General features: G+C 51.5%; 10 protein-coding genes. 5 read left to right on the plus strand and 5 right to left on the minus strand.

What is annotated here, in order from left to right:
- Positions 1–145: 145 nt before the first annotated feature.
- Entirely contained in the window at positions 146–1,873 is a 1,728-nt protein-coding gene (locus tag KTH_RS26530) for a methyl-accepting chemotaxis protein (RefSeq protein ID WP_111326180.1), read from the minus strand.
- Positions 1,874–2,217: 344 nt separating this feature from the next.
- Between KTH_RS26530 and KTH_RS26535 the strand changes: the two genes are divergently transcribed.
- Complete coding sequence (locus KTH_RS26535) at positions 2,218–2,919, plus strand: SRPBCC family protein (protein WP_111326181.1); 702 nt, start codon at positions 2,218–2,220, stop codon at positions 2,917–2,919.
- A 57-nt stretch (positions 2,920–2,976) separates the two neighbouring features.
- Here KTH_RS26535 and KTH_RS26540 read toward each other — a convergent pair whose 3' ends face one another.
- Positions 2,977–4,146 carry a hypothetical protein gene (locus KTH_RS26540; protein ID WP_170211512.1) on the minus strand — a complete coding sequence of 390 codons (1,170 nt, stop codon included), beginning with the start codon at positions 4,144–4,146 and terminating at the stop codon, positions 2,977–2,979.
- A 539-nt stretch (positions 4,147–4,685) separates the two neighbouring features.
- On the opposite strand from KTH_RS26540, the gene KTH_RS26545 reads away from it, so the two are divergent.
- The 3 genes from KTH_RS26545 (at position 4,686) to ppdK (ending at position 8,906) form a co-directional block, all read left to right on the plus strand.
- Positions 4,686–5,252 carry a DNA-3-methyladenine glycosylase I gene (locus KTH_RS26545; RefSeq protein WP_111326183.1) on the plus strand — a complete coding sequence of 189 codons (567 nt, stop codon included), beginning with the start codon at positions 4,686–4,688 and terminating at the stop codon, positions 5,250–5,252.
- 167 nt (positions 5,253–5,419) lie between these two features.
- Positions 5,420–5,962 carry a HEPN domain-containing protein gene (locus KTH_RS26550; protein WP_111326184.1) on the plus strand — a complete coding sequence of 181 codons (543 nt, stop codon included), beginning with the start codon at positions 5,420–5,422 and terminating at the stop codon, positions 5,960–5,962.
- 163 nt (positions 5,963–6,125) lie between these two features.
- Positions 6,126–8,906 (plus strand): pyruvate, phosphate dikinase, encoded by a 2,781-nt coding sequence (gene ppdK, locus KTH_RS26555; RefSeq protein ID WP_111326185.1) that lies wholly within the window; start codon positions 6,126–6,128, stop codon positions 8,904–8,906.
- Between the two features lie 73 nt (positions 8,907–8,979).
- On the opposite strand, the gene KTH_RS26560 is transcribed toward ppdK, so the two are convergent.
- The 3 genes from KTH_RS26560 to KTH_RS26570 all read right to left on the minus strand — a co-directional run bounded on the left by KTH_RS26560 (position 8,980) and on the right by KTH_RS26570 (position 11,675).
- Complete coding sequence (locus tag KTH_RS26560; RefSeq protein ID WP_137686180.1) at positions 8,980–9,279, minus strand: hypothetical protein; 300 nt, start codon at positions 9,277–9,279, stop codon at positions 8,980–8,982.
- Between the two features lies 1 nt (position 9,280).
- A complete protein-coding gene (locus tag KTH_RS26565; RefSeq protein WP_111326692.1) occupies positions 9,281–10,249 on the minus strand; it encodes an RpnC/YadD family protein in 969 nt (322 codons plus the stop codon).
- 427 nt (positions 10,250–10,676) lie between these two features.
- Positions 10,677–11,675, minus strand: coding sequence for an MDR/zinc-dependent alcohol dehydrogenase-like family protein (locus tag KTH_RS26570; RefSeq protein WP_111326688.1), 999 nt, complete (start codon positions 11,673–11,675; stop codon positions 10,677–10,679).
- 508 nt (positions 11,676–12,183) lie between these two features.
- Between KTH_RS26570 and KTH_RS26575 the strand changes: the two genes are divergently transcribed.
- Positions 12,184–13,926 (plus strand): peptide ABC transporter substrate-binding protein, encoded by a 1,743-nt coding sequence (locus KTH_RS26575; protein WP_111326686.1) that lies wholly within the window; start codon positions 12,184–12,186, stop codon positions 13,924–13,926.
- The last annotated feature ends 229 nt before the right edge of the window (positions 13,927–14,155 follow it).

Consider the following 14,155-nt stretch of genomic DNA (forward strand, 5'->3'; position numbering starts at 1 on the left):
TTACTGGATAGGTATTTTTACCACTGAATAGCGAATTGGGCTATCTGCTTTGTTTTGCAAGCACCTGTATTGTAGAGAGAAATATGGACATGAGGCTATGAACAAGTTCACAGGTTCGAGGTGAAAATGCGGAGCCGTTGCAGGGTCAGCGTTCTTCCTCGGTTGGGCGTAGTGGGATTCGAAAAACAGAGAGCTGTGAACGAAGAGCCGCTGTCTGTTCTGTGAGTTGAGTCAGGGCTTGCTGAATCTCAAGGGCATGGCGATGAATAGCGTCCGTCATCTGCGGTGTTTCATTGATCGCACTGATAACCAGTTGTGATCCCTGCGCCTGCTGCTGAACGGAGGCCGAAACGTCCTGGATCAGGTCCGAGAGCCGCTCTATCACAGTACTTAATGCGTCAAGAGCAACTCCGGTCTGAGTTACCAGCTCTGTTTGTAGCACAACCTGCTGTGTGCTTTGTTCCACACTATGCGCGACCGCTGACGTTTCATGCTGCACCGAACGCACATAGGAGCCAATCTTGCGAGCAGCCTCTGAACTTTGCGAGGCCAGACCACGGAGCTCTTGAGCAATCAACGCGAATCCCTGTCCGCGTTCGCCTGCGCGTGTTGCCTCAATCGCGGCGTTGAGTGCCAGATGATGCATGCGCACGGTCAGGTCTGAGATGTCCAAAATCGTCTCGTTGATTTCCTGACTGCTCTCACCGAGCGTCTTCATAGTGCGGGCAGTTTGTAATGTGGCCTCGCGAACCAGACTCATGCCGTTCATGGTGCGATCCACAATGTTCTGTGCCTCGGTTGATACTTCCATCGCCTCAGCGGCATGGGCTGAGAGACGGGTGATTTGCTCGGAGACCTGCTGAAGGAGCGTATAGAAATTCTGAATGACCGAGGAGATCTGTTGTATCTGTCGGGCCTGTTGATCGGTGTTGCGTGTGAGCAGTTCTGAATAGCGCCAGAGGGTTCTGGTCTGTTCATCGACTTCCTGTGTGGTGTGCTGCTCATGACCAAGGAGTGAGCCAATCGCAGTAAGCACCTGATTGAAGGTTTCGGCAACAGGTTGGAGCCTGGGGTGAGTAGAATGGAGAGGTGTGCGCAGATCGCCACCTTTCAGGTGCTCCATATCCTCTTGCAAGCGGGAGATGCTCTGTTCAAGTGCCTGTTGTTCCTGTTCGTGCTCCTGAAAGAGCCGGGCGTGATCGATCGCGATTGCTGCCTGCTGGGCAAAAAGCTCGATAACCTCAATGCGCTCTTCAGAAGGAATCTTGCCATCAACGGGATCATCAAGGGAGAGCAACCCAAGCAGCTTTTGTGCTCGGGGGCTGAACAGTGGGATCAACAGGACATCCTCTGCATGCCAGTCGTTCTCTTCTTCCGGCTCTTTCAGCGGCGCGGTAAGTAACGAGATACTGTAGTCAATGTTCTGTTTATGTGAGATAAAATAGCTCTGGCTGATGCGAAATTCCGGGCGCATCACATTGAGGAAATCTTCTACCAGATCATGCGTTGAGCGCAGAATCTCCTGTTGTTCTTCCGGGATGCCAACGAAGGCAACGGGCATGATGTAGGGGTTTTTCTCCTCGATCAGATTGATGACGGAAATACGGAAGCCAGTACAGGCGGCGATCGAGGAAGCGATTTGTTGAAGCACCTCATCCAGCCCGAGATCTGCGCGCAGCAGGCGCCCGAGACGAAGCAGCTCGCTGATCTGATCGCGAATCTGTGGTGTGACCTGTCGCCGCTCACCTGATTGTGTAGCGGCAGGCGGCGGTGACGTCAGCGGATGTTCTGACTGCTTCTGTAATTGTTTGGTTGAAGGACGAAAACGGACGCGCAGGGGAATAGATCTCCCCGTCAGTTTGCGCTCAGACATCAGCAACCCTCCGAACGATCCAGTCCATCAAAAGATACTCTCAGAGAAATAAGAGAGCATTTAGCCGTAACATACCATATTTTGGTTTTTCAATACAAGAGATATAGCACATCCGGGTGAAAAAGAAAGGCCGTTTTTACAGGAGATAGCAGGCCGAGAGGCCAGGGATGTGCATCTAGAAGTACCATCCGAGGGGCTGAGACGTATCTGTTTTAGAGCATGAACGACTGGTAGGAAGAGGGGAAATATGCCATAGGACGTTGCGATGCTACTGGTTCTCCCCTATAATGGGCGTAAAGCCGTACGTGTAGAGCAACAATTTTTTTGAGAAGGAAGTGCTCTTTATGAACATTGAAGGAACGTACACGCTACAGGCACCACTGGAAGAGGTGTGGCAATGTCTGTCTGATGAGGCAGTATTGCGGCAGGCGCTTCCCGGCCTGGAACAAATCAAGCGTCTTGACAAAGATGTGTACGAAATAACGTTGAATGTAAAGCAGGCTCCACTGGCTGGAAGATATACAGGGCGAGTGACGATAGATGATCTTCAGTACCCCTACTTCTGCCGCTTCACTATTACTGGTGAAGGGGAGCAACAGAACTGTGTCAATGGAGATGGGGTTATTCATCTCAATGAGCGAAATGGGAATACGATTCTTGCATACAAGGGATCGTTGGCCTTTGGGAATCTCAGTGCGCGGCTGACTGTACCTATGGCGCGTGGTGCGGCCAAGCATTTGACACAGCAATTCTTTATGGCGCTGGCTGATCAATTGCGTTCCCGTCGAGGGAGCAGTGTGGCGACTGCGGAACGAGAAGAGCCAGTGGTTCAGACGCGAGGAGATATCATCATTATTCCGCCTCCCGAACTGAAAGAGGAAGACGAGGCTGTTCCGTTGACCTTGAAATGTGTGCGCCTGCTTGGAATCGGTGCGCATAATCCAGAAGAAGAGCAGCGTTGGGCAAAGCGAATACGCCAGATTGGTCTTATCTCCCTATTTTTATTCCTCGTGTGGGTTGGCACGCGTTTGCCCAGAAGAAAATAAGCAGGGAAACAGAAGCGTACGTAATCACTCTATCCGGGGGAAGTCCCCCCGGATATGCTAGCCCATCATCGAGCGTAGGCGGGCTTTCCAGTCATTGTCTTCATCAGATTGCTCCGAGGATGCCGGTTCGTCAAGGATCCAGCTACGCGCGCCATTGGCCGCTTTGCTGGAAAGGGGACGCTGGTGACGCGGGTGGCGATCATCCAGATTGCGAAGCGCGGTCTGAGCTGATTTACGCACATCCTGCACTGGATCCTGTAATAGTGCCTCTACTGCCTCACGCGCTGAACGAATCCCCAGACGGCCCAGAGCCCGGGCGCTTCCAGCTCGCTCATCGGAGGTGGGAGCGTTCAACAGGGGCATAATCTCAGGGGCCAGTTGAACCAGTGATAGATCTGTGATCAGGCGTAAGAGACGATTGCGTCGCATTGGATGTATAATACTGGAGAGAGCTGCCCGGCAATCAGCGTAGATTTGTGCCTTATTGCGAATGAGACCCCGGGTGCGCGCTTCTGCAATGGCAACTTCGGCTGACGTATGGGACGTTCCTCGCAAAAATGGCTCAATCCATGGGGCAACCGGCTCAATAGTGTCGGTGTTCTCGTGAAGCTGAAGGATGGCATGATAGTGTTTATCAAGCCAGTAGTAGAGCGCAAGCGTGACCTCGGCGTCGCGAGCTGCATAGGCGATCATGGCGGGAGGAAGGGGACGACGGGTCCAATCGGTGCGCTGGAGACTTTTATCCAGTCGGATATGAAAGGCTCGCTGTAACATGGCTGCCAGTGAGGATTCATGCTGGCCGAAGATCGAACGACAGGTGGCTTCAAGATCGAAATAGTGAGCGACATGCAGTCCGCGCTCAGCCATCACACGAATATCTGCGCCTGCACCGTGCAAGAGGATAATCTGCTCCGGGTTGCCGATGACGGATGCCAGAGGGGAGAGATCATGCAAGCGTAGCGCGTCAATAACAAAGCACTGCTTGTCGATAGCCAGTTGCAAAAGAGCCAGACGAGGGACTGTGCTGGCACTGTTGCGCGAACGTCCTTGCGTAAATTCTGCGTCAATTGCAATAATTCTGGATTGCTGGAGCCGGGATACTGCCTGTAGGAGTTGTTCTGGATGCTCAACCCACAGGCGCTCACCTCTGGGAGGAAGCTGACCCGGAGGAGGAGTAGGGCCGAGGTAGCCCGGTTGCATATTATCCAGATTGTCCGATTCTGCCAATGGTGTTTTGTCTTTCAATGAACAATCAGTCCGCCTTTGTAGGAATTCCAGCAATGTATGAGGAGCGTTCAGCAGATGTGGTGATAGATGGACCATGACCGATTCAGGCACAGCGAGCGCCTGCGATACACCGTCACACCTGTGCTTGACCATCCCGGATTGTATGAAATGGCTCGTATTTCGCTCACAGAACTTGCTTTTGCCTTAGTAGCTATTCTCTCTCGCTTGGAGAATAGATCAAAAAAACGGTTTTGTCAATATGTGTTTGCACTTCTGGCGCACACTATAGCACACTTGCTCCCTCTGAGCAATATTCACTCATTGGCGACGAGGAATACGGCATTGCATGAAAAACGGCGAGAAAGCAGATCGGGAAAAGTGGATAGAGGAGTGTATTTCTGAAGAGGGAACATCGGGATTTCCGGTATCTCTATCATAGTTTTCTTGTACCGATAAAGAACAGAGGAAAAGGGCAGACAAACAGTACTTCGGATGGTACTATAGAAGCCAGAGGTTTGAACAGCAAGGATCGAAGCTGTATGTCACAGACCTATTGTGAGTTTGCTCAAACGCATGATCTTCACCGTGTGTATCATGATACCGAATATGGCTTCCCGGTGCGTGAGGATGCGGCGCTGTTTGAGCGTCTGATTCTGGAGATCAACCAGGCCGGGTTATCCTGGCATATCATTTTAAAGAAAAGAGAAGCGTTTAGGCGTGCCTTTGAGGGCTTTCAACTGGAACGGGTGGCTGCATATGGGGAGGTGGAGAAAGCGCGCTTGCTGGCCGATGCGGGCATTATCCGCAATCGGCTGAAAATTCAGGCCACGATAGAGAATGCTCGGCGCCTGCTCCAACTGCGCGAGCAGTATGGATCGTTTGCAGGCTGGCTGGACTATCATCATCCCCTGACAAAAGAGCGGTGGCGTCGACTCTTCAAAAAGACCTTTGTCTTTACTGGTGGGGAGATCGTCAACGAATTCCTGATGAGCACTGGATACCTCCCGGGAGCCCATACCCCTGAATGTCCTGTGTATCAGGAAATAGCGCGTTTTAATCCGCCGTGGCTGAACGTGCAATCTCCAGTACATGATAAAAGTGAGTAAAATGTGCTTGCATGGTTGTACGGTACTAGAAGCTAATTCCTAAAGCATTGACACAATAGACCTCTCAGGAATACCATAACGGAGGATAGTGGAAAGGCAAGGTAAAAAGCTTTGCCATACGCAATTGCAACAGGCCCGATGATCAGGCACCCAGCGAGGATACAGCTATGTCACAGATGGAAGAAGAGAAATATAATATGCAGGAAGAAGAAATAGAACATCTACTCATTGAGGGTGTTTCCCTTGAGCAGGACCGTTCTGTTCCGCGAGTAGATCCACAGCTCTCTTCTGATGCAGAGGATGAAGATGCTTCCCCGGACAGCGATGTTCAGGGTGCCTGTGGATTATTCGCAGAGGCTGCGCAAGATATGGCGACCGCGGCACTTGAACTGAGTCTTGGTAGGCATTTCGCCTGTGTTGACTACTGTAATCAGGTTGCGGAAAAATCCGCGCAAGCCGTCAGCCTGTTGAAATTCGGTCGTCGCGTGCGCTATGACCATGATTTACATGCCCTGGGTTCGCGGGTCGGAGCGCCCCCGGAGATTCTGGCGGAGATGGAAAAACTCACCCCTTTCCATCCAGAGGCGTTCTATATGGATACGCCACCGGAGGAAGCCGATGAGGTCATCAATGCAGAAGATGCGGCCAGATATGTCGAGGGAGCTCGTAAGATCTTGCGTTGGGCGAGGAACATCGTTTTGAGTATGTAAAAGTACAGGCATCGATCGATTCTACCTCCTGTGCTTTCGGGCTGTGTTGCCTGGAGGATTGGAGCGCTTTCTGTCGACTGGATGCCCACGGTGGAGGAGTCCCTACCCCTGTGTCGGGTGGGAACCTCCCTCTGCACGGCTCTAAATGATAGTGGAGGATTTTATGACACAACAGGTCGTAAAAACTGAACTGGACGAAGCAGTAAAGCAGTCACCTCGTAAGTGGGTTTACCTCTTTAGCGAAGGCAATGCAACGATGCGTGAATTGCTCGGTGGCAAAGGCGCGGGTGTTGCTGAAATGACCAATGCAGGATTACCTGTTCCTCCCGGTTTTACTATTACTACTGAAGCCTGCAATACATACTATGAGGCAGGGAAACAGTTCCCTGAGGGGGTGTGGGAGCAAGTTCTTGCGGCAGTGAAGGTGCTGGAAAGGCAGACAGGAAAAGGGTTCGGCCAGAAAGAAAACCCGCTTCTGGTCTCGGTTCGCTCCGGCGCCAAGTTCTCGATGCCCGGTATGATGGATACAGTGCTGAATCTGGGGATCAATGATGAGACCGTTCAAGGACTGATCGAGCTGACCGGGGATGAGCGCTTCGCTTATGATGCATATCGCCGCTTTATTCAGATGTTCAGCAAAATTGTATTGAATGCGAACCCACAGGATTTTGAGCAGGTTCTTGACGAGTATAAAGAGAAAGCCGGTGTCAAAACGGATGCTGAGATCCCGGCTGATGCTCTGAAACAGCTTGTCGTCGAATTTAAACAGATTGCGGAACAATCCTCCGGTCAACCGTTTCCTACCGATGTCTACGAACAGCTCCATAAGGCTATTGAAGCCGTTTTCTCTTCCTGGAATAATAAACGCGCCATAGATTATCGAAACTTCAACAAGATCCCTCATACACTTGGTACCGCTGTGAATGTCCAGACAATGGTATTTGGGAATATGGGGAATGATAGTGGTACTGGCGTTGCTTTTACCCGAAACCCCGCGACTGGCGAGAAAGAGATCTACGGCGAGTACCTGTTGAATGCACAGGGTGAGGATGTGGTGGCCGGGATTCGTACCCCTTCAAAGATCAGCAAGCTACAGGAAGAGCTCCCCGAGGTGTACAAGCAGTTCCTTGAGATTGCACAGCGCCTTGAACAGCATTATCGCGATATGCAGGATCTCGAATTCACGGTTGAGAAGGGCCGCCTGTATATGCTGCAAACGCGCTCGGCGAAACGGACTGCCGCGGCTGCCGTTCGCGTTGCGGTTGATATGGTGAAAGAGGGCCTGATCTCCGAGGAGGAGGCTGTGAAACGTGTGGAGCCCGCGCAGGTCTATCAGTTGTTGCTCCCTCGTTTTGATGAGGAAGAAAAAGCGACTGCGACACTGAATGGCCGGTTGCTTGCGCGCGGCTTGAATGCTTCACCCGGTGCTGCCTGTGGGCAGGCTGTCTTTGATGCGGATCGCGCGGAGGAATTGGGGAAAGCCGGCGTTCCTGTTGTACTGGTACGCCCTGAAACCAGCCCTGATGACGTCCATGGGATGCTGGTAGCAAAAGGTATTCTGACGGCTCGTGGTGGCGCAACCAGCCACGCGGCGGTGGTTGCTCGTGGTCTCGGCCTGCCGTGTGTTGCGGGCTGTGAAGCGATTCGTGTCAGTGAAAATGAGAAGGTCTTCCGTGTCGAAGGCTCTGACGTGGTGATCAAAGAAGGCGATCCTATTTCGATTGATGGGGCAACTGGCGAGGTTTTCCAGGGCTCTATTCGGACGGTTGATCCCGATTTCGAGAAGGAAGAGAATCTACGCACGTTGCTTGCCTGGGCCGATAAGTTCCGCAAGCTTGGGATCTGGGCAAACGCTGATTATCCACGTGATGCCGGCCGTGCTGTAGTCTTCGGCGCTGAAGGTATTGGTCTGTGCCGTACCGAGCATATGTTTATGGAACAGGAACGGCTGCCCATTGTGCAGCGTATGATTCTGGCGAAGACCAGAGAAGAGCGTCAGGCCGCCCTTGATCGCTTGCTCCCGTTCCAGCGAGCAGATTTTCAGGGAATCTTTGAGGCAATGGTGAACCCGGAGACCGGTGAGGGATACCCGGTGGTAATCCGCCTGATTGATCCTCCTTTACATGAGTTCTTGCCCTCCTACGAGGAGTTGCTGGTTGATGTTACTCGCCTTGAGACTCAGGGAGGGCATGAAGAGGAACTGGAGCAAAAGCGGCAGTTGCTCGAAGAGGTCGCGGCGATGCGCGAGATGAACCCGATGCTCGGGCTACGCGGTTGCCGTTTGGGGCTGTTATTCCCTGAGATCAATGTAATGCAAACCCGTGCGATTCTTGAAGCAGCGGCGGCAGTCGCTAAGAAGGGGATAAAGGTTCACCCGAAAATTATGATCCCGCTGGTCGGGCATGTGAATGAGTTGAGGGAAGTGCGCCGACAGCTTGAGACCGTTGCGAAAGAGATTGCTCAAGAGACCGGCGAGGCAGTCGATTATAAGTTCGGCACCATGATTGAGGTACCACGCGCGGCTCTGACCGCGGATCAGATCGCAACCGTTGCCGATTTCTTTAGCTTCGGTACCAACGACCTGACACAGACGACCTTCGGTTATAGCCGTGACGATGCGGAAGGGAAGTTCTTACTCAAATATGTTGATGGGCTTGAGGTCCCGGGCACGCATGAAAAGGTCAAGATTCTGCCCGTCAACCCGTTCCAGTCTCTCGATCGTGATGGTGTCGGCCAGTTGGTCGCAATGGCTGTTGAGAAGGGGCGCAAGACCAAGCCTGAGATTGAGCTTGGCATCTGTGGTGAGCATGGGGGCGATCCTGATAGTATTGCCTTCTGCCATGAAGTCGGTCTGGCTTATGTGAGTTGTTCACCGTTCCGCGTTCCGGTTGCTCGACTGGCTGCTGCACAGGCCGCACTGAGTAAAGTCGAAAAAGACAAGTAAGCAACACATACTGCTGATGAGGAGTGTTCCCGACCGGAAACACTCCTCTTTGGTTCGCATGAGGCGGCCTGCTTCATTCCTGATAGTTCTCGAGTCGTAAGAGCGCTTGCTGAGCCTCTTCAAGAGAAGAAACGGTGCTGAAGCGGACAGGAAGCTGCTGCAACAGCGAGAGATCGACGAGCCCTGCAAGTACCCGTTGAGCAAGAGCATGGAGAGCCGGCTGCTGAGGGAACCGAGCCTGCAAAATGGCGAGAGCGGTATGACGGGAGGTTTCAATGCGCCCTTTCTCGATACCTTCCCGGCGCCCTTTCTCAATACCTTCTTGTTCGATAAGCTGGAAGATGGGGGAGTCCCGCAGAATATCGTCGGCCATATCAGCTCCCATAATCCGGCTTGAGCGAGAGGAGAAGCTGCTGAGCCTCTTCAGGAGAAGAAACGGTGCTGAAGCGGACAGGAAGCTGCTGCAACAGCGAGAGATCGACGAGCCCTGCAAGTACCCGTTGAGCAAGAGCATGGAGAGCCGGCTGCTGAGGGAACCGAGCCTGCAAAATGGCGAGAGCGGTATGACGGGAGGTTTCAATGCGCCCTTTCTCGATACCTTCCCGGCGCCCTTTCTCGATACCTTCCCGGCGCCCTTTCTCGATACCTTCCCGGCGCCCTTTCTCAATACCTTCTTGTTCGATAAGCTGGAAGATGGGGGAGTCCCGCAGAATATCGTTGAGCATATGATATCTCCTTATCAACCATGAAAGATCGGCGCTTGCTCCAAGCCGCTTAAATGTGCTGGTGGCAAGGCTAAAGCCGATCAGTGCCAGTTCCTTATTTTCCTCTGGATGTAATTCCTCCAACATACGTTCAACAACCGCCTGGTTGGCTCCGCCCCTGGTTAATGGCAGGAGAGGGAGCAGAAATTTTTGCCCCTGTTTCCAGATGTCCTCTGGTGAGAGTTCCCAGAGGGCGATGCGCATATAGTGAAAGCGAAGCACTTCCTGACCTGTGGGAAGTTGCCAGATTAATGGTGACTCTTCCGGCTTGCCTCCATCTTTGTACAGATAGATGACACAGGAGAGGACAGGCAATTCGTGTGCGCATCGTACTAACACATTATACCTTAGAATGCGCATGGGCATATTGCGGCGGTGCGTTGCCTGAAACTCGACATGTAGAAGCATATGGACGCCATCAACCTCTATTTCCATCAGAGCATCAACGTCCAGTTGGAGGGTATTGAGCTGACCGTTCTTAAAGTCGACGAAGTGTGCGCCAGCGATCAGCCAATTAACAAAGCGCTCGGGGTCCTGTTGAATGAGCACTTTGAAGCCTTTGTCGTATTCTTTCCCCATAGACCCGCCTTTCCACTCTTCTACTTTCTGGGAGATGCTTCATATTATAGTGAGTAGAGAGGCATATGTCTATTGTAAATTTATTAAAATAAGAAAATAGGTATATTCACATACATAGATAGTAAAATGCTATTTCCTTGTCTGCTTATTTCTTAGTATGTTTGAAAGAAGTAGGCGAATGTGATATCTTTTAAACGGAAGTGGAAAAGAAGGAGTGTTTATGAGAAAAGAAGAGCTAAAAAAGCAAGAAAAAGACGAAAAGCTTCGTAGAAAGCAGCCCTCTCGGGACCCGCGGCTGTTGCCTCATATCCCTACAGGTCCGGAATTCCGACCACAATGGTTGCCCCGGGAAGAAGAGGAAAAGCAAGAGGAAAAGAAGCAGGATAAAAGGGACGACTGATCCAAGTCGCCCCTGTCGTTCCCGGTTCTACATTGTGAGTACCACTTTGAGCGTACCGGGCTGTTTGGCATGCTCAAATGCTTCAAGCGCTTGATCGAAGGAATAGCGGGCGCTGATAAGTGGTTTGACATTGACCATTTTGCGCTTGAGTGCCTGGAGTGCAGGTGGGAATGGACCGCACCGTGAGCCCTGTACCCGAATCTCATCTATCACAATCGGAGCGAGATGCAGATTGCTGGTCGCTGCAACAGTACTCTTCAGAATTACCGTGCCACGAGGACGGACGAGGCGCAGCGCCATTTGAAGCCCCTGTTCTGAACCGGTGCATTCGATAACGACATCAGCGCGGCGACCGAATGGAGAAGCAAACGTTTCGGGATCGGTCAGTAGACAGGTATTGATTCCCTGTTGTGAGGCAAGGGCAAGTTTCTCCTTATGCTTGCCTACCATAATCACCTTTTCGCCATTGAGGGCCAGGACCTGAGCAGCAAGCTGTCCCATTTTGCCGTCTCCAAGAACCAGCACGGTTTCAGTTGGTCGGAGATGAACCTGTTCGAGAATCTCAAAATTCGCGGCCAGTGGCTCAACAAAGATTGCTTCATCGTCGCTGACGGTATCTGGAACAACATGGAGATTCTCTATCGGGAGCTGTACATAGTCGGCGAAAGCGCCATCACGTTTATCAATGCCGAGTGTCGTGCGCTGTGGACAGTGGGTAGGCATGCCGTTGCGGCAATAGTAACAGGTATACCGATTGCAGGCTGCGTTAATTTCGCCGACAACTCGCTTTCCATAGAGTGCATTATATTGGTCGAGCGTGATTTCTCCATATATTTCTTCTACTACCCCGACAAATTCATGACCCAGAACGCCATGAAACCCCATATACCCCTGCACGATCTCAAGGTCAGTATTGCAGATGCCAGCCTGTGTCACGCGAATCAACGCCTCCCCTTCAACAGGGGTTGGACGTGGATAGTCGCGTTCCAGCACAAGGCCGTGATCCTGATAGTTTAATGCACGCATTGTCTCTCCCTCATGCTTTGAAATGTGGTTCCTCAATCCACTTCTTTCACAGTATAGCATGGATGAGATGTGCAAAGCATCAGAGCGCTTGCATCGAAGGGGCGGCAGGAAATGGAAAGCTCATCCTTATAAGAATAAGCGAAAAAGAAGGGCCAGAATGATGTGAAAAAAGGACGAAATTCTACGTAGTAGTATACGACACTATTTGCAGTAAGCCAGAGAGATTGAGAGGTTTGGGGGATATCCTGGTGCCAAAAGTATTATCGAGGGGATATCATCGGGCGAGAAACTGCGTTTGAAATGGTGTTAGACCGGACTTTCATGCCTAGCGGAAAGAAAGCTTATCTGGAGTGGCAACAGAATTACGTATGGCACTGTAGTAGACGTTCTGACGCACGTTCTGTTGACCATATGGAGCCTATGCAAGGCTACGACGGCTTATCAGTTGCACAAAACTGAAAGTACGTTCCCTTTGTCGTCGAGAAGTTCTCAAAGGAGAATGGTAAACATGCATGTTCGTAAAAAGACCAGGCTTATCCTGCCGGTGCTTTTCTGCCTGTTCTCCATGCTGATCGTTGCATGTGGTGGGGGAAATACTGGAACACAGCAGACCACCAACGGAAATGGTCCGCAAGATATGGCTAAGGACCAGATTTATGTATCCCCTTATGTTGGGTCATCCGATGTAAAGACCCTGGACCCGGCGCTAACCACCGATGCCGGTTCCGGTGCAATGATCCAGATGATGTTCACCGGGCTGGTGGAATTTGACGATGATCTGCACATCAAGAAAACGATGGCCGAAGACTATCATCTTGAAAGCGATGGTCTGACCTGGGTCTTCAAGTTGCGCCCTAATTTGAAATTCAGCAATGGTGATCCCCTGACCTCTGAGGATGTCATATGGAGTATCGATCGCGCTCTTGATCCACAGACAAAGTCCACGGTTGCTGGAGCATATATGGGTCTGATTAAGGGGGCGGATGAGCGCGTTGAAGGCAAGCGCGATACCCTGAAAGATTACAGCCTGTTTGCTCCTGATCCATCGACTGTGAAGATCGTGACCGCCAAGAAGGCCGCCTATTTCTTGCAGGCGCTGACCTATCCGACTTCCTACACCGTGAACCGCAAGGTTGTGGAGAAGTATGGAAACCGCTGGACAGAGCATATTAACGAGGGTGCCGGTTCTGGTCCCTTCACGTTGACCAAATGGCAGCATGGCGTGCGCATTGATTTTGAGCCCAATCAGAACTATTTTGGCGAGAAGCCGCTGCTAAAGAAGGTTGTGCGTCCATTCTATAAGACTTCTGAAACGGCCTGGAAGGCGTATCAGTCGAACCAGTTAATGTCTTCTGGTGTTCCTGCTGCCTACACCGAGCAGGCAAAAGGGCTGCCCAAGAATCAGTACTGGCAGGTTCCCCAGCTCTGGATTGAGTATCTGACCATGAACTATCTGGTCAAGCCATTTGACAACATCAAAGTGCGTCAGGGCGTCTGGCTGGCAATTAACCGTGACCAGATTTCGCACAACATCAACAAGGATCGCACTATTCCGACCATCCACTTTGTTCCGGAAGGGCAGCCGGGTTATAACGAGAATCTGACGGGCCCTGCTGGTGTGAAAGATACCAAAGGAAATCCCGAGCTGGCGAAGAAGCTCTTCGATGAAGGGCTGAAAGAGTCCAATATGACACGTGAGTCATTGGGAACCATTCACTTCACCGTTTCAACTGCTTCTGCTGCTGGTAAGCAGGAGGTTGAAGCAATCCAGCAGATGTTGCAGAAGACGCTGGACGTTACTGTTCAGATCGACGATGTCGACTACAATAAGTATCTCTCGCTGACCAACGATACCGCCGGAAACCCCAAAGGCTTGCAGATGTGGTTGCATGGTTGGGTTGCCGACTATCCAGATCCACAGGACTGGCTGACCTTGCTGTTCGCTGATCCCACACAGAACCGCTGGAACTATGGCGTGACACCTGAGCAGAAGGCCAATCAGGAACTGATGAAGAAAGCCGATCAGGAAACGGATGAGACAAAGCGTATGCAGATGTATCATGAGGCAGAGCAGCAACTGGCAAATCATGCGGCCTGGGTGCCTATTGATCAGGTTCTTGCCTCTGGTGTGCGCAAACCCTGTGTGAAAGGGATAAAAGATAACGCGATGGGTCAGACGCATCCTGATAGCTGGTCAAAGATTTACATCTCAAATGATTCGACCTGTGCAAATGTCTCCCAATATAGGTAAACAGGGAAACACCTGGCAAAAGTAGTCAGCTTTATAGTCATCGTGAGGAAGTGAACACACTTCTCCTCACGATGACTTTTTTTTGAAAAGGGAAAAAGAAGGCGACGGTGAGAGAAATGACGAAAAGGTGGCGTAATTACTAGAACACTGCCAGGTTGCTATTAGAGAACTGAAACTAAGAAATCAGTGGTGAGGAAAAAGAGGGACCTGGATGTGTGAGAAATGAAGA

It is taken from the genome of Thermosporothrix sp. COM3, from assembly GCF_059696735.1.